General features: G+C 67.6%; 20 protein-coding genes and 1 pseudogene. 14 read left to right on the top strand and 7 right to left on the bottom strand.

Features of this window, described 5'->3' with window-relative positions; genetic code table 11:
• The first annotated feature begins 37 nt into the window (after positions 1–37).
• A complete protein-coding gene (locus N4S67_RS00415) occupies positions 38–1,273 on the top strand; it encodes an alpha/beta fold hydrolase (RefSeq protein WP_260990969.1) in 1,236 nt (411 codons plus the stop codon).
• On the opposite strand, the gene N4S67_RS00410 is transcribed toward N4S67_RS00415, so the two are convergent.
• Genes N4S67_RS00410 through N4S67_RS00395 form a run of 4 tightly spaced genes read right to left on the bottom strand, consistent with a single transcriptional unit; the run spans position 1,260 to position 6,671 of the window.
• Positions 1,260–2,930: an ABC transporter family substrate-binding protein gene (locus tag N4S67_RS00410; RefSeq protein WP_260990968.1), complete on the bottom strand. Its 1,671-nt coding sequence runs from the start codon at positions 2,928–2,930 to the stop codon at positions 1,260–1,262. The two genes, N4S67_RS00415 and N4S67_RS00410, sit on opposite strands and share 14 nt — an antisense overlap.
• 11 nt (positions 2,931–2,941) lie before the next feature.
• Positions 2,942–4,777, bottom strand: coding sequence for a dipeptide ABC transporter ATP-binding protein (locus tag N4S67_RS00405; protein ID WP_260990967.1), 1,836 nt, complete (start codon positions 4,775–4,777; stop codon positions 2,942–2,944).
• Positions 4,774–5,697 (bottom strand): ABC transporter permease, encoded by a 924-nt coding sequence (locus tag N4S67_RS00400; RefSeq protein WP_260990966.1) that lies wholly within the window; start codon positions 5,695–5,697, stop codon positions 4,774–4,776. The genes N4S67_RS00405 and N4S67_RS00400 overlap by 4 nt, the downstream gene beginning before the upstream one ends.
• Positions 5,694–6,671 (bottom strand): ABC transporter permease, encoded by a 978-nt coding sequence (locus N4S67_RS00395; RefSeq protein WP_260990965.1) that lies wholly within the window; start codon positions 6,669–6,671, stop codon positions 5,694–5,696. Before N4S67_RS00395 ends, N4S67_RS00400 begins: the two co-directional genes overlap by 4 nt.
• A 231-nt stretch (positions 6,672–6,902) precedes the next feature.
• Here N4S67_RS00395 and N4S67_RS00390 point away from each other — a divergent pair, with 231 nt between their 5' ends.
• From N4S67_RS00390 to N4S67_RS00365, 6 genes are all read left to right on the top strand, one after another.
• A complete protein-coding gene (locus N4S67_RS00390; protein WP_260990964.1) occupies positions 6,903–7,136 on the top strand; it encodes a hypothetical protein in 234 nt (77 codons plus the stop codon).
• A gap of 466 nt (positions 7,137–7,602) precedes the next feature.
• Positions 7,603–8,307, top strand: coding sequence for a response regulator transcription factor (locus N4S67_RS00385; RefSeq protein ID WP_260991992.1), 705 nt, complete (start codon positions 7,603–7,605; stop codon positions 8,305–8,307).
• On the top strand, positions 8,285–9,850 hold the full coding sequence (locus N4S67_RS00380) for a sensor histidine kinase (protein WP_260990963.1): 1,566 nt from the start codon (positions 8,285–8,287) through the stop codon (positions 9,848–9,850). The genes N4S67_RS00385 and N4S67_RS00380 overlap by 23 nt, the downstream gene beginning before the upstream one ends.
• A gap of 56 nt (positions 9,851–9,906) precedes the next feature.
• Positions 9,907–11,727: a glycosyltransferase family 39 protein gene (locus N4S67_RS00375; protein WP_260991991.1), complete on the top strand. Its 1,821-nt coding sequence runs from the start codon at positions 9,907–9,909 to the stop codon at positions 11,725–11,727.
• A 56-nt stretch (positions 11,728–11,783) separates the two neighbouring features.
• Positions 11,784–13,040 carry a glycosyltransferase gene (locus tag N4S67_RS00370; protein ID WP_390893161.1) on the top strand — a complete coding sequence of 419 codons (1,257 nt, stop codon included), beginning with the start codon at positions 11,784–11,786 and terminating at the stop codon, positions 13,038–13,040.
• Between the two features lie 27 nt (positions 13,041–13,067).
• Positions 13,068–14,933, top strand: coding sequence for an ArnT family glycosyltransferase (locus N4S67_RS00365; RefSeq protein ID WP_260990961.1), 1,866 nt, complete (start codon positions 13,068–13,070; stop codon positions 14,931–14,933).
• Between the two features lie 30 nt (positions 14,934–14,963).
• Here the strand turns inward: N4S67_RS00365 and N4S67_RS00360 are convergent, their stop codons facing one another.
• The gene (locus N4S67_RS00360) at positions 14,964–16,505 is read right to left on the bottom strand and encodes a nitrilase-related carbon-nitrogen hydrolase (RefSeq protein ID WP_260990960.1); all 1,542 of its coding nucleotides are present in this window, start codon (positions 16,503–16,505) and stop codon (positions 14,964–14,966) included.
• 87 nt (positions 16,506–16,592) lie between these two features.
• Between N4S67_RS00360 and N4S67_RS00355 the strand changes: the two genes are divergently transcribed.
• The 5 genes from N4S67_RS00355 to N4S67_RS00335 all read left to right on the top strand — a co-directional run bounded on the left by N4S67_RS00355 (position 16,593) and on the right by N4S67_RS00335 (position 21,224).
• On the top strand, positions 16,593–17,084 hold the full coding sequence (locus tag N4S67_RS00355; RefSeq protein WP_260990959.1) for a beta-class carbonic anhydrase: 492 nt from the start codon (positions 16,593–16,595) through the stop codon (positions 17,082–17,084).
• Positions 17,085–17,197: 113 nt separating this feature from the next.
• Positions 17,198–18,124: a sulfate adenylyltransferase subunit CysD gene (cysD, locus tag N4S67_RS00350; RefSeq protein WP_390893160.1), complete on the top strand. Its 927-nt coding sequence runs from the start codon at positions 17,198–17,200 to the stop codon at positions 18,122–18,124.
• Between the two features lie 31 nt (positions 18,125–18,155).
• The gene (cysC, locus tag N4S67_RS00345) at positions 18,156–20,000 is read left to right on the top strand and encodes an adenylyl-sulfate kinase (protein WP_260990957.1); all 1,845 of its coding nucleotides are present in this window, start codon (positions 18,156–18,158) and stop codon (positions 19,998–20,000) included.
• Positions 19,997–20,728 (top strand): 3'(2'),5'-bisphosphate nucleotidase CysQ, encoded by a 732-nt coding sequence (locus N4S67_RS00340; protein ID WP_260990956.1) that lies wholly within the window; start codon positions 19,997–19,999, stop codon positions 20,726–20,728. Before cysC ends, N4S67_RS00340 begins: the two co-directional genes overlap by 4 nt.
• Positions 20,729–20,747: 19 nt before the next feature.
• Positions 20,748–21,224, top strand: coding sequence for an Rrf2 family transcriptional regulator (locus N4S67_RS00335; RefSeq protein WP_260990955.1), 477 nt, complete (start codon positions 20,748–20,750; stop codon positions 21,222–21,224).
• Here N4S67_RS00335 and N4S67_RS00330 read toward each other — a convergent pair.
• Positions 21,221–21,856, bottom strand: a complete 636-nt coding sequence (locus tag N4S67_RS00330; RefSeq protein ID WP_260990954.1) for a TetR/AcrR family transcriptional regulator — start codon at positions 21,854–21,856, stop codon at positions 21,221–21,223. The two genes, N4S67_RS00335 and N4S67_RS00330, sit on opposite strands and share 4 nt — an antisense overlap.
• 12 nt (positions 21,857–21,868) lie before the next feature.
• Here N4S67_RS00330 and N4S67_RS00325 point away from each other — a divergent pair.
• Positions 21,869–22,861, top strand: a pseudogene (locus N4S67_RS00325) (alpha/beta hydrolase); the annotation flags it as partial.
• The gene (locus N4S67_RS00320) at positions 22,848–23,507 is read left to right on the top strand and encodes a maleylpyruvate isomerase family mycothiol-dependent enzyme (RefSeq protein WP_260990953.1); all 660 of its coding nucleotides are present in this window, start codon (positions 22,848–22,850) and stop codon (positions 23,505–23,507) included. The pseudogene N4S67_RS00325 and the gene N4S67_RS00320, both read left to right, overlap by 14 nt.
• Here the strand turns inward: N4S67_RS00320 and N4S67_RS00315 are convergent.
• Complete coding sequence (locus tag N4S67_RS00315; protein WP_260990952.1) at positions 23,476–23,868, bottom strand: VOC family protein; 393 nt, start codon at positions 23,866–23,868, stop codon at positions 23,476–23,478. The two genes, N4S67_RS00320 and N4S67_RS00315, sit on opposite strands and share 32 nt — an antisense overlap.
• Positions 23,869–23,875: the final 7 nt, after the last annotated feature.

Below are 23,875 nucleotides of genomic sequence, written 5' to 3'. Positions count from 1 at the left end.
CGCGCCCTGGCGCCCTCACCCGGGCACAATGAGCGTGATGACCATGAACGCCAGACGTCGGCGGGCGCACCACCGACTCGCGGCGCTGCCGGGAGTGCGTCCCGTCCGCAGACCGGTACGTCCGGGCTCCGACGAGCAGTTCGACCTGTACTACGTGCGGACCGGCCGCAAGTCCGCACACCCACTGGTGATCATCCCCGGCGGCCCCGGCGCGGCCTCGATCGCGTTGTATCGGGGCCTACGTCGGCGCGCTGCGGCGGAGGGCCTCGACGTGATCATGGTCGAGCACCGCGGTGTCGGCTTGTCCCGCCACGACGACCACGGTGCCGACCTCCCGCCCGAGGCGTTGACCGTCGACCAGGTGGTCGACGATGTGGCGGCGGTGCTCGACGACGCGGCCGTCGAGAAGGCGGTCGTGTACGGCACGTCCTACGGCACGTACATAGCCGCCGGACTCGGTGTGCGCCACCGTGATCGGGTGCACGCGATGGTGCTCGACTCGCCGCTGCTGTCCGCCAGAGACATCGACGCCGTTCGTGAGGCCACCCGCAGTCTGCTCTGGGACGGCGACCACCCCGAAACCGCCGCCCTGGCGCCCAAGGTGCGAAGACTCGTCGACGCCGACGTGCTCTCGCCCGCGGCCACACAGCTGGCCATGGCGGTCTACGGCTTCGCCGGACCCGAACTCCTGCACCGACAGCTGGATCTGCTGCTGGTCGGTCGGCGGTGGCTGTGGTCGGGCATGGCGGGAGTAACTCGCTTCGCGCTCGAGCGCAAGGCGCCCTACCGACACGAGCCGGATCTGGTAGGCCGGATCGGCTATCGCGAGCTGAACTACGGCGCCGTGCCCGACGGCAAGCCGTTCGATCCCGCTGTTGCCTATCACGACGTCGGCGCTGCGACAACACAATTCGAGCAAGAGCCATTCGATCTGGTCGCCGACATGCCCACGTTCGACTGGCTGACCGTGGTGATCTCGGGCGGCCGTGACCTCATCACTCCGCTCACGGTCTCGCGCAGGGTCGCCTCGCTGATCCCCCACGCGGTGCTGGTAGGAATGGCGAGCGCCGGCCACAGCATCCTCGATCTGCGTGAGCGGGCGGCACTGGACATCGTCAAGGCCATCTACGAGGGCACCGTCGCGAGCCTGCCGGCGCGCGCTGCAACCCTGGACGCGAAACCGGCCGGATTCGGCGTCCGCGCACTGGTCTGGGCGATAGCGGCAGTGGCGGTGCTGGAATCGTCCATCCCGCACAAGGCTAGGGCTTCATGAAGCCGATCTTGGTGTAGTCCGGGTCGGCCATACCGAAGGCGCCGAAATTCGCGAGGTTGCTTCGCACGGCGACGTTTCCGGTTGACTGCGTCAATGGAAGGCTGAACACCTCGTCGAACAGCATCTTGTCGAGCTCATTGGCCAGCGTGCGGGCCTTCGCGGGATCCAGCTCACCCACGGTCTGTTCGATCTTGGCATCAATTTCCGGGCTGCTGATCTTGCCGAAGTTGCTTTCGGCGTTCGTCCGGTAAATCTGCGTCAGGCTCGCCAGCGGGAATGCGTCGCCCATCCACGCGAACTGAGCGATGTCGAAGTTTCCGACCGTGACGAAGTCGGTGAAGAAGCCCGCGGCAGGGCGGATGTCGAGTTCGAGCTTCACGCCGATCTGGGCCAGGTTGTTCTGCGCGATCTGACCGAACTGCCGGGTGGCGATCGAGTCGAAAAGTACGTCGCGGATCACCAACTCGCGGCCGTTCTTCTCGCGGAACTGGCCGTTCATCCGCCACCCGAGCGCGTCGAGTTCCTGCTTGGCCTTCTCGGGGTCGAACGCGACGCCGCCGCTGTTGTCCTGATACCCCTCCTGCCCGGCGACATAGATGTGGTTGTTCAGCGGGGCCGGGTTGTCGGCGAGGCCACGCTGGGTGACTTCAGCGATCGTGTTCCGGTCGATGCCCTTCGCGATCGCGCGCCGCAGCGCGGGATCCTCCAGGATCGACCCCGGCGCGCCGTTGAACGTGAAGTGGTACCAGGCCAGTCCAGGCGCCCGCCGAAGGGTGACGCCCTGCGTGCGGCGGGCGATCTCCATCTCGTCGAGGGTCGCCAGTCCGGTCGCGTCGATCGTGTTGTTCTGCAACGCCGGAATCCGGGCGGCGTCGTCGAGGATCAGGTAGGTGACGCTGTCGAGCAGCGGCGGCGTACCCCACCATTTCGGGTTGCGCGTCACGGTGATTCGCTTGGCGCCGCGGTCGAGATTGGAGATGATGAACGGCCCCGCCGACGGACCGGGACCGTCCAGCTGCGCCTTGTTGAAGGCTTCCGGCGTGGCCGTCGAACTCTTCGGCAGCAGCACGGTGCTGGCCGCGAACATGCCCCGCCAGTCGGCCCACGGCTTGGCAAAGGTGACCACCGCCTGGCGGTCGTCGACCCCGCGTTCGACCTTCTCGACCCGATCGCTGCCGTTGGTGGCCGCGATCGCGAATCCCTTGTCCTTGCCGCTGGTGGCGTTGATCTGCGACTGGATGTCCTCCCAGGTGATCGGCGCGCCGTCACTCCAGACCGCCTTCGGGTTGATGGTGTAGGTGACGACCTGCGGGCTGGTGCTGGTCAGCTCGACGTTGGTGAAGAAGTCGGTGTTGACGTCCGCGGTGCCGTCGGCCGCGATCCGGAACGCCCGCGGCATGGTCAAGCGCATCAGCGCCCCGACGTCGGCGGTGTTGCCGTCGATGTGCAGCGAGTTGAAGTTCGGCGGAAAGTCGTTCATCGCCAGCCGCAGGTTGCCGCCCTGCTGCAGGTTCGCGACGTCCTGTGGGTTGATGTCGTTGGTGGTGCCGACCTCTGCGGCCCCGCCGGCTGACGGGGTTTCCCGATTGCTGCTGGAGCAGCCGGCCAAGGCCAAACCGACAATCAGGGCACCTGCAGCGAAGCGTCGCAACGTCATGCCGCTCGACTCTAGCTGCGGTTCGGCTCGGGCTGCGGGACTGCCGCGAGCAAACGCCGGGTGTACTCGTGCGCGGGTGCGGTGAACACCTGATCGCCGTCACCCTGTTCGACGATCTTGCCCTTGTGCATCACCGCCACCCGGTGGGCCAGGTGTTTGACGACCGACAGGTCGTGGGAGACGAAAAGGTACGACAGGCCGAAGCGGTGCTGGAGGTCCAGCAACAGGTTGATGATGCCCGCCTGGATCGACACATCGAGGGCCGACACCGGTTCGTCGAGCGCGAGGATTTTCGGCTGCAACGCCAATGCTCGCGCGATGCCGATGCGTTGTTTCTGCCCGCCGGAGAACTCAGCCGGGTAACGAGTGGCGTCGTCGCGCTGCAGGCCGACGATGCCGAGCAACTCCGCCACCCGCCCGTCGATGTCGGTCTTCGAAAAGCCATTGGCCTGCAACGGTTCTGCGAGTACATCGAATACCGGCAGCCGTGGATCCAGCGAGGCGACGGGGTCCTGGAACACGACCTGCACCTCCCCGCGCAACGCCCGCCGACTCCGCCGGTCCAGAGTCGCGACGTCGGTGCCCAACACCTCGATCGACCCCGACTGCGGCGCGGTCAACTCCAGGATCTGGTGCAGGGTCGTCGACTTGCCCGACCCTGACTCGCCGACGATGGCCAGCGTGCGTCCCTGCGGCAGGTCAAAGCTGATGCCGTCGACCGCCCGCACTTCGCCGACCTGGCGCCGGAACACGACGCCCTTGGTCAGCTTGTAGGTCTTGACCAAGCCCCGCACGCGGATGACGGTCGGACCTTCGGCGTCCTCGGGTGCAGCGGGCGGCTCGGTGGAGACGCCGTAGATCTCGGCGGCGGTGCGTCCGGCCACGTGCTCGGTGCGGATGCACGCCGCGCGGTGCCCGGCGCCGACCTCGAGCAGCTCCGGTTCGGCGACGCGGCAGTCATCGATGGCCAGCGGGCATCGCGGCGCGAACGGACAGCCCGGCGGCAGCGCGGCCATGACCGGCGGCGCGCCGGGTATCGGCACCAGGCGCGCGCCCTGCGGCGCGTCGAGTCGAGGTACCGAGCCGAGCAGCCCGGCGGTATAGGGCATGCGGCGATCGCGGTACAAATCATCGACTGTCGCCACCTCGACCGCCCTACCTGCGTACATGACAAGCGCGCGGTCGGCGAACTCGGCCACCACCCCGAGGTCGTGGGTGATGATCAGCACGCCCGCGCCGGTGACGTCGCGGGCGGTCTTGAGGACATCGAGGATCTGTGCCTGCACGGTCACGTCGAGCGCTGTCGTCGGCTCGTCGCAGATCAGCAGGTCCGGGTCGTTGGCGATCGCAATCGCGATCACCACCCGCTGGCGTTCGCCGCCGGAAAGCTCATGCGGGAAGGACCGGGCGCGCCGTTCCGGCTGGGCGATGCCGACCAACTCGAGCAGCTCCACTGCCCGCGCGCGGGCTTTCTGCCGGGTGAGCGCGCGATTATGGATCCCAATGGCCTCGGCGATCTGATCGCCGATCGAATACACCGGCGTCAGCGCCGACATCGGGTCCTGGAACACCGTGCCGATGGTCTTGCCGCGAATCGCTGACATCCGCTGATCCGAAAGGCCGACCAGCTCGGTGTCGTGCAGCCGGATGGAGCCGGTCACGTCGGCGTACTCGGGCAACAGGCCGACGACGGCCATGGCGCTGGCGGACTTGCCCGCACCCGATTCGCCGACCAGCGCAACGACTTCGCCCGCGTCGACGTAAAAGTTCATGCCGCGCACCGCGTTGACCGACGCGCCATCCGTCGGGAACCCGACGGTGAGATCGCGAACTTCGAGAAGGCTCACCGCTTGCGCCTCCGTAGCGTCCTGGCGCTGGGGTCGAGCGCATCGCGCAGAGCGTCGCCGACGAAATTGGCGCAGAAGACGATCAGCACCAGTACACCGGCAGGGAACAAGAACAGCCACGGAAACGTGGTCGCCGACTTGGTGCCGTCGGCGATCAGGGTGCCCAGTGACACGTCGGGCGGCTGAATCCCGAAACCGAGGAAGCTGAGCCCGGTTTCGGCCAGGATGGCCACACCGACGTTGAGGGCGGTGTCGATGATGATGATCGACGCGACGTTCGGCACGATGTGACGGATGATGATGCGGGTGTTGCTGACTCCCATATAGCGTGCGGCAGCGACGAATTCGCGATCGTGCAGGCTCATCGTCATCCCGCGCACGATGCGCGAACTGATCATCCAGCTGAACACCGACAGCAGCACGATGAGCCAGAAGATGTCGCCCTTGGTGCGCTGCACGACAATCGAGATCAGCAGGAAGCTGGGCACAACCAGCATCAGGTCGACGATCCACATCAGAGCCCGGTCGCGCGTGCCGCCGAAGTATCCGGCGATCGTCCCGACGGTGGCTGCGATCACGGTGGAGATGAACGCCACGCAGACGCCGATCAGCATGGACTTCTGCATGCCCCGCAACGTCTGGGCCAGTACGTCCTGACCCAGCGCGTTGGTGCCGAACCAGTGGTCCACCGTCGGCGGCTGTTGCAGCGCCAGGTAGTCGAGATCGTGGTAGCTGTAGGGCAGCAGCGGGGGTAGCGCGTAGCAGCCGATGAACAGCAGCGCCAGCACGACGAGCGCTACCACCGCCGACTTGTTGCGCAGGAAGCGGCGCAGGATCAGCGCGCGCCGCGACGAGAAGGCGGCGACATCGACGCCCGACTGGGCTGTCGAGGACTCGGAGCGAGTCACCGGTTCGCTCATGACACACGCACTCTCGGGTCCAGTGCGGCGTACACCACGTCGGACAGCAGACCCGCCAACAGGATCATCACCGCGGAGAGCATCGTGATCGCCGCGACGATGTTGATGTCCTGACTGAGAATGCCCGTCACCACCCATTCGCCGACGCCGTGCCAGCCGAAGATCTTCTCGGTGAACACCGCGCCGGTGACCAGACCGGCGACGCTGTAGGCGAACAGCGTCGCCATCGGGATCAGTGCCGTGCGCAGCCCGTGCTTGAACAGGGCGCGCCGCCTGGTCAGCCCCTTGGCGCGGGCGGTGCGGATGAAGTCCTGTCCGAGCACGTCGAGCATCGCGTTGCGCTGGTAGCGGCTGTAGATCGCGATGGCCGCCAACGCGAGCGTGCATGTGGGTAGCACCAGATGCTGCAGTCGGTCGACGAACTGGTTCCACGCGCCGCCGACCGCGTCGGGTGACGTCTCGCCGGTGTATTCGAACAGCTGCACTCCCAGAAAGTTGTTCACGCCGAGCGCCGCGAGGATCAGCAGGTTGGCCATGACGAAGGTGGGGGTGCTGATCACCAGCAGCGACACGACCGTGATGGTGCGGTCGCTCAGCCGGTACTGCCTGACCGCCCCCCACGCGCCGACGACCACGCCGATGACGGTGCCGAGTACCGATCCGAGGATCAGGAGCCGCAAGCTCACTCCGACGCGCCGCCACAACTCGTCCGACACCGGCTGCCCGCCCACGGTGGTGCCGAAGTCACCGCGAACGGCGCCCGCCGCCCAATGCGCGTATGCCTCGAGCGGGGGCCTGTCCAGGCCGAGTTCGACCCGCTTGGCCTCAATCACTTCCTGGGGCGGGCGCGGGTTGCGGCTCTCGAGGCTGTCGAGCGGATTGAACTGGTACCGCGCGAGCAAGAACACCGCGAGCGATGCCAAGGCCAGCAGGACCAGGTAATTGAGCAGCCGGCCCGCCAGATACCGGATCATGCGGGCGAAGCTGTCGGGGGCGGCATGCGCACAGGTTATGAGATGACCGCCGCGTTGGCCGCGAGGTGGCCGCCAAGTGAGCCGCTGAGCCGTTTTACCTCCGCCCAGTTGGGTTACCCAAGACCCCGGAGGGGTCGACGGGGATCCCTTGAGCACTGTTCCGACGAGGTGGCCCGCTAAGTCGTGGGTGGTCTCGTACCGACGCGAAGCCCCGCACGGATGGGAGAACCGATGATGATGTCCAAGAAGTTCAAGCTGGTGTCGGCGGGTATCGGCGCCGGCGCCGTGATTTCGATGGCGGGGCTTGGCGTGGCGTTCAGCCCTGAGCCCGCTGCTGCGGGCGCGGTCAGCGAGACCCCCGAGATGACCCTCGGCGAGACCGAGACCTCGACGACCGGTCAGACCGAGCTCGAGACCACGAAGGCAGTTCCCGAGGTCACCGCGGAGCCCGCCCCCGAGGCGTAGAGCCAGTCAGTTGCGCGTGCCGGATCCCGGTGGCCCACCCGGGCCGCCGGGGCTGAGCCGTGTCTGGGTCGCGAGCTGCGTGATCGTCAACGTCGGGCCAGTGCGCTTGGCGCGGACCACGACCTCGTCGTTCTCCTTCACCGAGACCGGAGCGCCGGTCGCGACCTGATAACCAGACGTGCGATGACAGCAGCCACGTCGACTGCGGTGAGGTTCTCCCTCAGGCCCCAGCGTCGTGCGGTCGGTTCAGGTGTGCCCCAGGCCGGGTCGCTGGTCGTTGAGTGGTCAGTCTCCATGCGACCAGCGTGCGGTGTGGACATGTGCAGCGGCTGTGCGCGAACTCAACGCTCGATGTGTGCCTGGGATTCACAGCCCGCGCATAGGAAGCGCACAGCACTACCCCATAGGCACCGCCGATAATGAGAGCGTGGCCACCAATGCCGTCAACGAGCAGGGGCGCGTCGTCATGCGACGGGCCGACGGCAAGCCTATCCATGTGTTGGTCGTCGACGACGAACCGGTGCTGGCCGAACTGGTGTCGATGGCGCTGCGCTACGAGGGCTGGGAGATCACGACCGCGGGGGACGGGACGACCGCGCTCACGCAAGCGCGCCAGACGCCGCCCGATGTCGTCGTCCTCGACGTGATGCTGCCGGATATGAGCGGCCTCGAGGTGCTGCACAAGCTGCGTGAGCAGATTCCCGGGCTGCCCCTGCTGCTGCTCACCGCCAAGGATTCGGTCGAGGACCGCATCGCCGGGCTGACCGCGGGTGGCGACGACTACGTCACCAAGCCGTTCAGCATCGAAGAGGTGGTGCTGCGCTTGCGCGCGTTGTTGCGCCGCACCGGCGTCACCAGTGAAGCCGGCGGCGCCAAGATCGTGGTCGGCGATCTCGTGCTCGACGAGGACAGTCACGAGGTCACCCGCGCCGGCGAGTTGATCACGCTGACCGCCACGGAATTCGAGCTGCTCCGGTTCATGATGCGCAACTCCAAACGCGTGCTGAGTAAAGCGCAGATCCTCGACCGGGTGTGGAGCTACGACTTCGGCGGGCGGTCCAACATCGTCGAACTGTATGTCTCGTATCTGCGCAAGAAGATCGACAGCGGCCGCGAGCCGATGATCCACACCCTGCGCGGTGCCGGGTATGTCCTCAAGCCTGCGCGCTGACCGGCGCATCCGCTCGCCGCGCGCATGGTCGCTGCGGGCCCGGTTGCTCGCCACCCAGATTGTGCTCCTCGCGGTGGTGTGCGCCGTCATCGGCGTGGGCACAGTGCTGGCGCTGCAGCACTTTCTGACCGATCAGCTCGATGACCGGCTGGCCGAAACCGGTCGGCGCTCCACAGGCATCTTCGAGTTCGGTCCACCCCCGTCGCCCGTATTCCGGCCGCCGCCCGGATTCCCGCGGCGCCTCATCATCCGCGATCAATTGGGGCCGGGTCCGGCCTTCCTGAACGCACCGGGACAGGCCGCGCGCACCGTCGGCGCGGTGGTGTCGCGCGGAACCGCCCTCGACGCCGGCGTCATCACCGCCGACGGAACCCAGGCCGCAATCAGTGACGAGGCAGCCCGACAGTTGGCCGATGTCCCGCTCGACAGGCCTATCACGGTGGACCTCGATGGCCTGGGCGACTACCGGGTCATCGCCCTGCGCGCACACGGGCCCGCGCAGTCGATCGTGACCGGGCTGCCGACCTCCGAAGTCGACGACACGTTGCTGACCGTAGTGGTGATCTTCGCCGTCGTGGGAGCCATTGCTCTGATCGTGGGGACGACGGCGGGCATCATCATCATCCGCCGCCAACTCGACCCGCTGGCAAGGGTTTCCGCGGCGGCCAGGCAGGTCGCCGATCTCGAGCTCGACCGCGGCGAGGTGCGGCTGCCCACGCCGATCGTCAAAGTGGACCCGGCCGCGGCGCACACCGAGGTCGGCCAGCTGGGACTCGCGCTGAACCGAATGCTCGACCGCATCGCGTCGGCCCTGTCCGCTCGCCACGCCAGTGAGACCCGAGTGCGCCAGTTCGTTGCCGACGCGAGCCATGAACTTCGCACGCCGCTCGCCGCGATCCGCGGCTATACCGAACTGGCGCAACGCAAGAGCGCCGACGTACCCGACGACGTCGCGCATGCGATGAATCGGGTCGAGTCCGAAACCGGACGGATGACGCAACTCGTCGAGGACATGCTGTTGCTCGCGCGGCTCGACACCGGGCGACCTCTGCAGCGCGAATCGGTGGACCTCTCGAGGCTTGTCGTCGACGCCGTCAGCGACGCCCACATCGCCGGTCCCGAACACGAGTGGTCGCTTGACCTGCCCGACGAGCCCGTTGTCGTCATCGGCGACGAAGCCCGCATCCACCAGGTACTCGCCAACCTGCTCGCCAACGCGCGGACACACACGCCGCCGGGAACGTCGGTCACCACGTCGCTGACCGTCGATACCCGCGGCACCGCGGTGCTGACCGTCGCCGACAACGGCCCAGGCATTCCGGAATGGCTGCGGCCGGAGATCTTCGAGCGGTTCGCCCGCGGCGACTCGTCGCGCTCACGACGCGGTGGCAGCACCGGACTCGGCCTGGCGATCGTCGCGGCCGTCGTCAAAGCACATCAGGGCACCATCGACGTGCGCAGCAAGCCGGGCAGCACCGAGTTCGTCGTGACATTGCCGGGCGATCCACAGCAAGCCCACAGCGGCGCCAAATACAGCGCCTAGCCCGCCCGGTCAGACTCACCTCAGTGACCGTCGTTCTCTGCGCGAACCAACCAGATATCGCCCGGACATACCGCGACGGCGGGGCATCTGTCTTGCCCCGGGTGGGGGTGAGCGTCCTGCTCGCGGCTACGGCGGCGTTATACCTGTGGAAACTGTCGGCGAGTGGGTGGGCAAACGCCTTCTACTCGGCGGCGGGGCAGGCCGGCGGAACCGACTGGACCGCAATGCTGTTCGGCTCAAGCGATGGAGCCAACGCGATCACGGTGGACAAGACCCCTGCCGCGCTGTGGGTGATCGACGTGTCGGTGCGGATCTTCGGTCTCAACCCGTGGAGCGTATTGGCGCCGCAGGCGCTGATGGGCGTGGCAGCGGTCGGGCTCTTGTACCTGGCGGTGGGGCGCGTTGCGGGACCGGGTGCGGGGCTACTGGCCGGAACGGTCATGGCGTTGACGCCCGCTGCGGCGCTGATCTTTCGCTACAACAATCCCGACGCACTGCTGGTGCTGCTCCTGGTCGGCGCGGCGTACTGGGTGCAGCGTGCGTGCGAGAAAGACGCAGGCCGGTGGTGGTTGATCGGCGCAGGCGTCGCCGTCGGGTTCGGTTTCCTGGCCAAGATGCTGCAGGCCTTCCTCGTGCTCCCCGGCTTCGCCGTCGCCTATCTGGCCACAGGACAGCGCGGGCTGCGACGACGACTGGGCGACCTGCTGCTGGCGGCGTTGGCCCTCGCGGTGTCGGCGGGGTGGTACCTCGCGCTCGTGGAACTGTGGCCGGCGTCGTCGCGGCCCTACATCGGCGGCTCTCAGCACAACAGCATCGTTGAGCTGACGCTGGGCTACAACGGCTTTGGCCGGTTGACCGGTGACGAGCCCGGCGGCCTGGGAAACCTCAACCACGATGTCGGCTGGGGTCGGCTGTTCGGAGCGGGGATGGGGCTGGACATCGCCTGGCTGCTGCCCGCCGGCGCAATCTGCGCCGCGGCAGGTTTGCTCATCAGCCGGCGTGCGCCGCGCACAGACCCGGCGCGGACAGCGCTGATGCTGTGGGGCGGGTGGCTGTTCGTCACCGCGGTGGTGTTCAGCTTCGCCAACGGCATCGTCCACGCGTACTACACGGTGGCGCTGGCGCCCGCGATCGGCGCCTGTGTCGGCATCGGAGTAACGCTGTTGTGGCGCAACCGTTCCGATATCCGCGCTGCGACGGCGCTGTCGGGAGCGGTACTCGTCACGACGGTACTGGCGGCCGTGTTGCTCGCCCGCAACGCCGAGTGGATTCCGTGGTTGCGGGCGATCGTCGCGGTGGCGGGAGTGGGCGCCGCCGCGCTGCTCCTCGTCGCGGGCAGGATGACGCGCACAGCGGCCCAGGCCGTGGCCGCGCTCGCAATGGCGGCATGCCTGGCCGCACCCGCCGCGTACTCGATCGCCACTGCCGTGACCCCGCACAGCGGGGCGGTACCGTCGGTCGGTCCGTCCCGGCACGGCGGGTTCGCGGGCCCGGCGGGGCTGCTCAACGCGCCCACGCCGGCGGCCGCAGTGACGAACGCGGTGGCGGCCGACGCCGATCGGTACACCTGGGCCGCCGCCACTGTCGGGTCGAACAATGCGGCGGGCTACCAACTGGCCGGTGGCGTACCTGTCATGGCGGTCGGGGGTTTCAACGGCACCGATCCGGCCCCGACGTTGCAGCAGTTCCAGGCGTTCGTCGCCGCCAAGCAGATCCACTACTTCATCAGCGGACGGATGATGCCCGGTCCGGGAACGCACACGAGCGGCAGCCGGGAGGCCGCAGCGATCGCCGAATGGGTGCAGGAGCAATTCACCCCCGTCACCGTCGAGGGCGTGGTGCTCTACGACCTCACCCAGACGCCGCGGAACTCATAGCGGGCGCACAGCCACGGCCCACGGCCAGCACAAGCCGCTACCCGACCATGGCTGTCATGACCGACATCGTCCTGGCCCGCAGCACCGGGCGCACCCGCTTCGAACCGCGACCGAACGCCGCCGCAGCGGCCCGCGCCGCGGGCGTGCCGGTACTCGATGTGGTGATCCCGGTGTACAACGAGCAGGCCGTCCTGTCCGATTCGGTACACCGGTTGCATCGCCACCTTCGCGAACAGTTCCCCTTCCCGGCACGCATCACCATTGCCGACAATGCGAGCACCGACGAAACACCGTGCGTCGCCGCCGAACTCGCGGCCGAGCTCGGCGACGTACGGGTGATGCGGCTCCAGCAGAAGGGGCGCGGCCGCGCGCTGCACGCCGTCTGGACGCAGTCCGACGCGCCGGTGCTGGCGTACATGGATGTGGACCTGTCCACCGACCTCGCCGCACTCGCCCCGCTGGTGGCGCCGCTGATCTCCGGCCACTCGGACCTCGCGATCGGGACCCGGCTGGGCCGCGGCTCGCGGGTGGTGCGCGGCACGAAGCGCGAAGTGATCTCCCGCTGCTACAACATCATCCTCAAATCCACACTGGCGACCGGGTTCTCCGATGCGCAGTGCGGCTTCAAGGCCATTCGCGCCGACGTCGCGCACCGCCTGCTGCCGCACGTCGCTGACGCCGGATGGTTCTTCGACACCGAACTGCTGGTGCTGGCCGAGCGCAGCGGACTCCGCATTCACGAAGTACCGGTGGACTGGGTCGACGATCCGGACAGCCGGGTCGACATCGTCGCGACCGCCACCGCCGACCTGAAAGGCATCGGACGAATGTTGCGAGGCTTCGCCAACGGCTCGATACCGGTGAACACCATTGCCGCCCAACTGGCATCGCCACGCGACTCGGCCGCACCGGGATCGTTGATCCGGCAGGTGGTGCGGTTCGGCGCCGTCGGCGTCGTGTCGACCGCCGCATATGTGGTGCTGTTCATGCTCATGCAGGGCTGGCTCGGCGCCCAGGCCGCCAACCTCGTCGCACTCCTGCTCACCGCGATCGGCAACACCGCCGCCAATCGGCGGTTCACGTTCGGTGTCGGCGGTCGCGCCATGGTCGCCCGGCACCACGTCGAGGGCCTACTCGTGTTCGCGATCGCACTGGCCATCACCAGCGGCACGCTGGCAGTGCTGCACCTTCTGGTGGCCCAACCCCATCATCTCGTCGAACTGGCCGTCCTCGTGGCGGCCAATCTGACATCCACCGCGGCGCGGTTTGTTCTGTTGCGGGGCTGGGTGTTTCACCCCCGGCGTGCCCGCTGACCACTACGACACAGAGGACCACAACTCATGGCCATCACGGCAGACGTTCGACCACCCGTCGCGACCCAGACAGATCGCGCCTCCGGCGCGGCGCCCCGTTGGGTACGGCCCGCGCTGCTGGCACTACTGACGGGCACGGCGATGCTGTACCTGTGGGCGCTCGGCTCGTCGGGCTGGGCCAACAGCTATTACGCGGCCGCCGTCCAAGCCGGGACGCAGGACTGGAAGGCGTGGCTTTTCGGCTCACTGGACGCCGGCAACGCGATCACCGTCGACAAGCCACCCGCCGCGCTGTGGGTGATGGCCCTGTCCGGCAGGATCCTCGGCTTCAACGCATTCACGATGCTGCTGCCGCAGGCGCTGATGGGTGTGGGCGCTGTCGCCGTGCTGTACGCCACGGTCCGGCGCTGCAGCGGCCCGGCTGCAGGCCTCATGGCCGGGACCGCCCTTGCGTTGACGCCGGTAGCCGCATTGATGTTCCGGTTCAACAATCCCGACGCACTGCTGGTGTTGCTGCTCGTCGTCGCCGCCTACTTCATGATGCGGGCTACCGAGACGGCGAGCACGCGCTGGGTCGCGCTGGCGGGCTGCGCCCTGGGTTTCGCATTCTTGACGAAGATGCTGCAGGCCTTCCTGGTGGTGCCCGGCTTCGCGCTCGCGTTCCTCGTCGCGGCACCGGTTGGCCTGTGGAAGCGTGTCGGCGCCTTGGCCGTCGGTGCGGCGTCCATGATCGTCTCGGCCGGCTGGTTCATCGCACTGGTGAGCCTGTGGCCCGCCGGCTCGCGACCGTTCATCGGCGGATCGACGGACAACAGCCTGCTGCAACTGGCGTTCGGCTACAACGGCATTCAACGCATCGCCGGTGGCGAAGGCGGGCCCGGCGGTCCGCCCGGAGGTGGAGCCAACCTCTTCTTCGGCGGTGAGGCCGGCATCGGGCGACTTTTCGGCCTCTCGATGGGAACGGAGGCGTCCTGGCTGCTGCCCGCCGCGCTGATCGGTCTGGTTGCCGGTCTGTGGTTCACCCGCCACACCGTCCGTACCGGACGGCTGCGCGCCGCACTGCTGCTGTGGAGCGGATGGTTACTGGTGACCGGCGCGGTGTTCAGCTTCATGGACGGCACCATCCACCCGTACTACACGGTGGCGCTGGCGCCCGCGATCGCGGCGCTGATCGGCATCTCGGTGCGTGAGCTGTGGCGGGGCAGGGCCTTCTTCGGACCGCGGTTGGTGCTGGCAGCCATGTCGGCGACCACTGGCGTGTGGGCGTTCATCCTGCTCGACCGCACGCCCGACTGGTGGCCCGCGTTGCGCTGGATCGTGCTGGCAGGGTCGGTGATGGCCGCGTCGGTACTTGTGGTCGGCGTTCACCGGCTCGGCCGCGTCACGGCCGTCGTAGCCGTCGGGGCAATGCTTTTCGGAGTTGGCGCGCCTGCGGCCTACACCCTGGCGACCGTCACCAACACGCACAGCGGCCCGATGGTCATGGCCGGGCCCAGCCGCGGCGATCAGACATCGCCGGACGGTGCTCGCGGGCCCGGCGGATTCGCACAGGAAAATCCCGCGCTCGAGCACCTCGTCGGCGGCGCAGACACCCGGTGGGCGGCGGCCACGGTCGGCTCGATGCTCGCAGGCGACCTGGAGCTCAAGACCGGCGCGTCGGTCATGGCGATCGGTGGTTTCACGGGGTCGGACAACTCGCCGACGCTGGCGCAGTTCCAGGCCTACGTCGCCGACGGTCAGGTTCGGTACTTCATTCCCGGTCATCGCGGCGGCCCGCCCGGCCACGGCTCGCAGAACGCGAGTGACATCACGGCGTGGGTGCAGCAGACCTTCTCGCCGATCGACGTCGGGGGGACCACGGTCTACGACCTGAGCGCACCAATCAGCAAGTAACCGTGCGTCGCCCGGCAGGGCGCTGTCCCCTTATCGTCTGCCGATTCGCCCTGCCGCCAGCGCCGCTGCTCCGAGAAGTGCCAGCAGAGCGATACAGACATACGCGAACGTGTCGCCGAGTCGCGCGTACACGGTCGCAACGCCACGCGTGGGCACGTCGGCCACCATTGTCAGGGCCGGAGTCGTGAAGTAATCAGCCGTCGCCAGGGTTTGCCCCAGGTGGTTCACCGCGATCGAGATACCGTTGCCGGTCGGGCGAACGAGCGCGAGTCCGTTTTCGACGGCTCGATATGTCGCGGCGCGAGCGTGGATCGTGTCGACCGGTTGCCAGTCGTTCGATGGCACCAGCAGTATGTCTGCCCGGGCCTGACCGGCCTGGCGAACCAGCGCTGGAAAGTCCGCGTCGAAGCAGATCACAGTGGCGATCCGACCGTATGGCGTGTCGGTTGTCGCTATCACGCCCGGCCCGGGTGCGAAGTACTCAGCCTCGCCGAGTGGGTGAACGGTTTTGAAGTAGTCCTGAACGACCTGTCCCGACGGGTCGATCATGACCGCTCGGTTCTCGGCGAACGGGTGTCGGTCCGTGCGTGACTGGACGACGAGGCCGAGCGAAAGATAGATACCCTCCTCGCGTGCGAGGGTCCGCGCGCGGCCGATTAACGCCGCTTCGTCCTCCTTTAGCACGAGCGCAGCTGCCTCGGACCAACTGACCACTTTGGCGCCGGCCCGCGCTTCGCTGCGGGTGCGCATCAGGAGGTCCGCGGTGATCGGCTCATACTGTGCGCGCGCGGCGGCCCGCACCTCCTCGTCGCCGCTCGCCAGCGCGGCCCCGGTAGCAGAACGCACGCCGAGGCTGAGCTCGCGATCGGGCGTGAGCGCGGTCACCCGCACCGTCGGAACGGTAGATTCGAAGAACGCCAGCCGTAGCTCGCCGAGCAATATCGTGAGCAGCAGAACGGCTGCAAAGGGTATGACGGCCGGATATGTTGCACGCCAATCGAACCCATGCTCCCAGAGCTCATTCGTCACCGGTGCGAGCCACACGATCAGGAACGTGATGCCCCAGATCCCGGTGACGGAAGCCAGTTGCGTCAGCGACGCGAAGCCGAACTGACTGTAGGTGACCGAGCCCAGAGTGCCGAGTGAACTCAACCCGAACGCCCAGTCCAGCGCGACAGCAGTCGACGGGAAAACCAGGGTGCGGGCCCACCCGGGTAGCCGCGTGCGCAGCACGGTGTCGGTGACGAATGGAAGGACGCCCAGGACGCCACCCAACGCGTAGAAAGCCAGCAGGTCTTCCGGAATGAGTCCGCCGCGCAGCGAGATCATGCTCGCGAGGTAGTGGACCAGCGCCAGCACTGGCACTGCTACACGGGCCCGCTGCGTGCGGGAGAACCTCAGAAGGAAGACGGGTGCGCACCACGCCGCAAGCGGCAGGATTGTCTGGAATACACCGAACGGAAGCAGCGCCGCCCCGACGGCGAGCCAGAACCAGGAATTGGCGAAATTCTTCGGCCCGTTCTCCGTTGCGATTGCCCTGCGCGCCACGAGGCTGCGCGCAGAAATGGCCATGTCTCGCTCAAACTAGCCCTCCTCGACCTGTTCGGGCGACGACTTCGCCGCCTGCTGTCCGCGGAACCGCGGGTCTATCGTCGACTCATGTCCGTCACCGACGAGTACCTGAAGAACAACGAGGCGTACGCGGGTTCCTTCTCCGGACCATTGCCGCTGCCTCCGAGCAGGCAGGTGGCGGTGGTGGCGTGCATGGACGCCCGGCTCGACGTCTACCGGATCCTCGGCCTCGGCGACGGTGAGGCGCACGTGATCCGCAACGCCGGAGGTGTGATCACCGACGACGAGATCCGGTCGCTGGCCATCAGCCAGCGGCTGCTCGGCACCAAAGAGATCATCCTGATCCACCACACCGACTGCGGAATGCTGACCTTCACCGATGACGACTTCAAGCGTGCAATCCAGGACGACACCGGCATCAAGCCCGGGTGGGCCGCGGAGGCGTTCAATGACCTCGAAGAGGACGTGCGTCAGTCAGTGCGCCGGATCGAGGCCAGCCCGTTCGTCACCAAGCACGAGTCGCTGCGCGGCTTCGTCTTCGACGTCGCGACCGGCCGTTTGAACGAGGTCACCCGCTAACTCAGCGCGAATCGGAGCGGCGGCCCACAGAACGTTGACAATCGCCGGTCGCGGCTGGTTTCATATCTGGTTATGCAGATAAATCTGGCCATTTCTACCAACTTTACGGGGAAATGATGACCACCACCGAGCAGGCCGCGGCGGGCCGCTACGAGCTCAGCCATCTGCGCTCGCTGGAGGCCGAGGCGATCCACATCATCCGCGAGGTTGCCGCCGAGTTCGAGCGGCCGGTGCTGTTGTTCTCCGGCGGTAAGGACTCCATCGTCATGCTGCACCTGGCGCTGAAGGCGTTCCGGCCGGGCCGGCTGCCGTTCCCGGTGATGCACGTCGATACGGGCCACAACTTCGACGAAGTGTTGCAGGCACGCGACGAACTCGTCGAGGAGGCCGGCGTCCGCCTGATCGTCGCCAAGGTGCAGGACGACATCGACGCGGGGCGAGTGGTCGAGACCATCCCGTCGCGAAACCCGCTGCAGACAGTCACGCTGCTGCGTGCCATCCGCGAGAACAAGTTCGATGCCGCATTCGGCGGTGCCCGCCGCGACGAGGAGAAGGCGCGCGCCAAGGAGCGGGTGTTCTCCTTTCGTGACGAGTTCGGTCAGTGGGACCCCAAAAGGCAACGGCCCGAACTGTGGAACCTCTACAACGGCCGCCACCACAAAGGCGAGCACATTCGGGTGTTCCCGCTGTCGAACTGGACCGAGTTCGACATCTGGAGCTACATCGGTGCCGAGAAGATCAAGCTGCCGTCGATCTACTACGCGCACCAGCGCAAGGTGTTCGAACGCGACGGAATGCTGCTGGCGGTGCACAAATACCTGCAGCCCCGCAAGGACGAAGAGGTGGTCGAGAAGTCGGTGCGGTTCCGCACCGTCGGCGACGTCACCTGCACCGGCTGTGTCGAGTCAACGGCCGCCACGGTCTCCGAGGTGATCGCCGAGACCGCCATCTCACGGCTGACCGAACGCGGCGCCACCCGCGCCGACGACCGGATCTCCGAGGCAGGCATGGAAGACCGCAAGCGCGAGGGGTATTTCTGATGAGCGCTTGCGCGAAGAAAAGGGAACTCTGATGGCAACGTTGCTTCGCATCGCGACCGCGGGCTCTGTCGACGACGGCAAGTCGACGCTGATCGGCCGGCTGCTTTTCGATTCGAAGGCGGTGATGGAGGACCAACTCGCCGCCGTCGAGCGCACCTCCAAGGAACGCGGCCACGACTACACCGACCTTGCGCTGGTGACCGACGGCCTGCGCGCCGAGCGCGAGCAGGGCATCACCATCGACGTCGCGTACCGCTATTTCGCCACGCCCAAGCGCAAATTCATCATCGCCGACACACCGGGACACATCCAGTACACCCGCAACATGGTGACCGGCACGTCGACGGCGCAGCTCGCGATCGTCTTGGTCGATGCGCGCCACGGCCTGCTCGAGCAGTCGCGCAGGCACGCCTTCCTCGCCTCGCTGCTCGGCATCCGCCACGTCGTTCTCGCGGTCAACAAGATGGACCTGATCGACTGGGACAGAGAGCAGTTCGAGAAGATTCGCGACGACTTCTACGAGTTCGCCGCGCGGCTGGACATCCAGGACGTCACGACCATTCCGTTGTCGGCGCTCAACGGCGACAACGTCGTCACGAAATCCGACAACACGCCGTGGTACGAGGGGCCGCCGCTGTTGGCCCATCTCGAAGAGGTCTATGTCGCGGGCGACCGCAACCTCACCGATGTGCGATTCCCCGTCCAGTACGTGATTCGCCCCCAGAGCCTCGAGCACCACGACCACCGCAGCTATGCGGGCACGGTGGCCGGTGGCGTGATGCGGGTGGGTGATGACGTCGTCGTACTGCCCAGCGGCCAGGCGTCGCGGATCGCCGCGATCGAGGGCCCGAGCGGTCCGATCGACGAAGTGTTCCCGCCGATGGCTGTGTCGATCAGCCTCACCGACGACATCGACATCTCCCGCGGCGATCTCATCGCGCGGCCCAACAATCAGCCACGGGTGGCGCAGGATTTCGACGCTACGGTGTGCTGGATGGCCGACGGTTCGGCGCTCGAGCCCGGCCGCGACTACCTGATCAAGCACACCACCCGCACCACTCGCGCAAAGGTCACCGGCCTGGACTACCGGCTCGACGTCAACACGTTGCATCGGGACAAGTCCGCGACGGCACTCAAACTCAATGAGCTGGGCCGTATCTCGCTGCGCACCCAGGTGCCGCTGCTGCTCGACGAGTACAGCCGCAATTCGGCGACCGGATCGTTCATCCTGATTGACCCGAACACCAACGGCACTGTCGCGGCGGGCATGATCCTGCCGCACGTCGCGGCGCGCACCTCGAGCCCCAACACCGTGCGCCACGAATCGCTGTGCAACGCCGAGGACCGGCTGTCGAAGGGCCGCACGGTCTGGTTCACGGGGCTGTCCGGGTCGGGCAAGTCGTCGGTGGCGATGCTGGTCGAGCAGAAGCTGCTCGAAAAGGGCGTGCCGGCCTACGTTCTCGACGGCGACAACTTGCGCCACGGCCTCAACGCCGACCTCGGCTTCTCGATGGCCGACCGGGCCGAGAACCAGCGCAGGCTGGCACACGTGGCGGCGATCCTCGCCGACTCCGGCCAGGTGGTCCTGGTGCCTGCCATCAGTCCGCTCGAGGAGCATCGGGCGTTGGCGCGCAAGGTCACCACTGACGCAGGTCTGGACTTCTTCGAGGTGTTCTGCGACACCCCCCTGGAGGACTGCGAGCGCCGCGACCCGAAGGGCCTGTACGCCAAGGCGCGTGCCGGTGAGATCACGCACTTCACCGGGATCGACAGCCCGTATCAACGGCCGAAGAATCCGGATCTGCAGCTGACGCCGGAGCGCACGCCCGACGAGCTGGCACAGATGGTCATCGAGATGTTGGAAAGCCGGCGGTGACCGACCACGACCTCGCCGCAGGGCTGGCGACAGCCGCAGGCGAGCTGCTGCTCGGTGTCCGCAGGGAACTCGCGAACGCCAGCGAGGGCGAGCGAAAAGCAGCGGGCGACAAGCGGTCCCACGACTTCCTGGCGGAATCGCTGGCCACCGAGCGGCCGGACGACGTGGTGCTGTCGGAAGAGGGCGCCGACAACCCCGCGCGACTGTCGGCCGAACGGGTGTGGATTGTCGACCCACTGGACGGCACCCGGGAGTTCTCCGAACTGGGGCGCGACGACTGGGCCGTGCATGTCGCGCTGTGGCACTCCGGTGAACTCGTGGCCGGCGCCGTTGCGCTGCCCGCCCAGGGCAGCACCTTCGCCACGCCTGCCGTCACCCCGCCACCCGCGACGGCCGATCGGCCGCGCATCGTGGTGTCACGGACCCGGCCACCGGCGATCGCTTTGGCCGTGCGCGACGCGCTCGATGGCACGCTGGTCGAAATGGGCTCGGCGGGAGCCAAAGTCGCCTCGGTTGTCCAGGGCATCTCGGATATCTACGTGCACGCGGGCGGCCAGTACGAGTGGGACTCCGCGGCACCCGTCGCGGTGGCCCGGGCGGCCGGTCTGCACACGTCGCGCATCGACGGTTCGCCGCTGGTCTACAACCGGCCCGACCCGCTGCTGCCGGATCTCGTGGTGTGCCGTCCGGAGTTCGCCGACGCGGTGCTCGCGGTCACCGCGGGCTGACCCTGACTAACCTTGCCTCATGCGGATGTCGGCCAAAGCTGAGTACGCCGTGCGCGCGATGGTGCAGTTGGCCACTGCGGATGACGGTGTGCTGGTCAAGACCGACGATCTGGCCAAGGCGCAGGGCATTCCGCCGCAGTTTCTGGTCGACATCCTCTCCGCCCTGCGAACCGATCGGTTGGTGCGCAGTCAGCGGGGCCGCGAAGGTGGATATGAACTGGCCCGGCCTGCGGGCGACATCAGCATCGCCGACGTGTTGCGCTGCATCGACGGCCCGCTCGCCAGTGTGCGTGACATCGGCCTCGGCGACCTGCCGTACTCGGGGCCGACGACGGCGCTGACCGACGTCTGGCGTGCGCTGCGCGCGAGTATGCGATCGGTGCTTGAAGAGACGAGCCTGGCCGATGTGGCCGCGGGGTCGCTGCCCCGGCACGTCGGCAAGCTGGCCGACGACTACCGCGGCCAGGAGGAGAAGCGGGGCCACTCGCTCGGCTAGCGAGGGCGTTTGCCTCGGGCGGCGATCCCGTCGAGCAGCATTCGCAGGCCACGGTCGAAATCGTCGTCGACCGAAGTCCGGGTTGCGACCCGTGATAGTGCCTCGACGTGGGGATAGCCGGTGCCGGCCACCGAGCCGATGCGTCTCGCCGCGTCGCCCGCGTCGCGTCCGCGCGTCAACGGACCCGCGAGTTCTGCCTGCGCGGCGCCCACCACGAAGGCGAGCACCGCGTGAAACGCCGCCAAGCGGTCGGCGTCGGCCAATCCGCCGCGGTCGAGTGCTGCGATCATCGCGTCGGCCGCGGCGAATCCCGTTGCCGACGAGGTGCGACGGGTCAGCACGAGCGGGATCGCAGCCGGATGCGCGCGGATGCCCTGCCACATCGCCGCGGCGACCGCGTACACGTCGTCGAGCCAATTCTCGGTCGGCGCAGGAACTCTGACGCCGGCGACCACCGCCGCGACGACGAGTTCCTCCAGTCCCTCTTTGTCGGACACGTAGTTGTACACCGTCATCGGACCGGTTCCGAGTGCGGCCGCCAACGCGCGCATGCTGAGCGCGCCGACGCCGTTCTCGTCAACGATCGCCAGCGCCGCGGCGGCGATCTCCTCGGCGGTGAACCGTGCGCGCATGCGGCTCCGTTCCCTTCATGCGGGCGCTGGCCGCGCCTTGACAAGTACATCGTACGTGAGAGACAGTCACGACACGTACAACGTACTTATGAAGGAGGGCACATGCCCGCAGTGGTTCCGACCGAACGCTTCGACTTCCGCTCGCAGGGCGTCCGATGCGCAGGCTGGCTGACGATGCCCTCGAGCACGGGTCCGCATCCGGCGGTGGTGCTGGTACACGGTCTGGGCGCCACCCACGACATGATGCTGCCGCAGTACGAACGGCACTTCGCCGCGGCCGGCATCGCCACCCTGGCCTTCGACTACCGCAATACGGGCGCATCGGATGGCCAACCGCGACAACACATTGCCGCGCGACAGCAGGGCAACGACGTCGTCGCAGCGCTGGAGCACCTTGCGTCGCACGCGGACATCGACCCCGACCGCATCGGCTTGTGGGGGACCAGCCTTGGCGCCATGAACGTCGTTCGGGTGGCGGCCGGTCGCAACGACATCGCCGCCGCCGTGGTGCAGTGCCCGATCGTGCACGGTCCGGGAGCAGCCCGAAGGCTCGGCCTTTCGGCCCCGATACGCCTGGCGCCCGCCGTCACCGGCGACATCGTGCGACGTGTCATGCGACGCGGCCGCCGCTATGTGCCGATCGTCGGGCCGCCGGGAAGCCGTGCGATGGTCTCCGTCGCGGGCGCCGAAGAAGGCTGGAACTCCACCGTGCCGCCGGGAGCAACGTTCGACAACCGGATTGTTGCTGCCGACGCGCTGGCCATGGTGACGACGTCAGCGCTGCGGCACGCACGCGACGTCAAGGCGCCCCTGCTGGTCTGCGTGTGTGACCGCGAAACCTTGATGGACCCGCGCTATGCGGCGCTGGTCGCCGAACGCGCCCCCCGCGGCCACGCAAGGCATTACGCCTGCGACCACTTCGCGATCTACCATCCACCGTTGGTCAGCCGCGTGCTCGCCGACCAGACCGCGTTCCTGCAGGAGCATCTCCGTGTCCGCCCGTGACCTGTTGCGCGTCAGCGACCTCAGATTCAACGCGATGGCCGCCACGTTGAGTCGCGACGAGTGGGCCAGTCCCAGCCTGTGTGACGCCTGGTCCAACCATGAGGTGCTCGCCCATCTCGTGATCGGCTACCGCACCGGCGTGGGCGTGCTCACGACCGAGATGGTGCGCCACGGCGGGTCATTCGACCGCGCGAACACCGCGTTGGCGCGCGCACTTGCACGGTCGCGCGGTGCGGGCGAGCTGCTCGACGACTTCGCGGTTCTGGTGACCCGGCCGCGCGGACTGGGACGAGTCTTTCCGCCGCGGCTGCTGCTCGGAGATCACATCACCCACGAGCTCGACATCCTGTTCGCCCTCGACCGCCGACCGGCGATTCCGCCCGACGCGGTGATTGCGGTGCTCGACACCCAAGTGGCCGTGCCGAATCCGTTCGTGCCCGCCTTCCGCAACAGCCGGGGCCTGCGGCTGCGGGCGACCGACGTCGACTGGGCGCACGGCGAACGCGGGCCGGTCGTCGAGGGTCGCGCCGTCGACCTGGTGTCTGTTCTGGGCAGCCGGCCGCTGCGGCTGGCTCACTTGAACGGCGACGGCGTCGCGCTGCTCGCGTCGAGGATCAGTCCGCGCCAGACCCGTAGGGCCGGGTGAGGATCTCCAGGTAGTGCCCGGACGGGTCCTGAAAGTACACGCCCCGACCGCCGTCGTTGCGGTTGATCTCGCCGGGCCTACTGCCCATCGGGTCCGCCCAGTGTTGAAGGCCGCGCTCCCGGATGCGCCCGTAGATGTCGGTGAACTCGTCCTCCGAGACCAGGAACGCGTAGTGCTGCGGGCGGATCTCTTCGCCGACCGCGACTTGTGCGTAGTCGAGGCTGACGCCGTGATTGAGCTCCACGGCGAGGAACGGCCCGAACTCCCTGGCGCTCGGCAGCCCGAACAGTTCGGTGAAGAACGTCGCGGACTCTTCGCGGTCGTGCGCGGCAACGATGGTGTGGTTGAAGGTGATAGCCATGTGATTT

This window comes from Mycobacterium deserti, from assembly GCF_025345615.1.
GTDB lineage: Bacteria > Actinomycetota > Actinomycetes > Mycobacteriales > Mycobacteriaceae > Mycobacterium > Mycobacterium deserti.
This window is presented reverse-complemented; position numbering and strand designations above follow the sequence as displayed.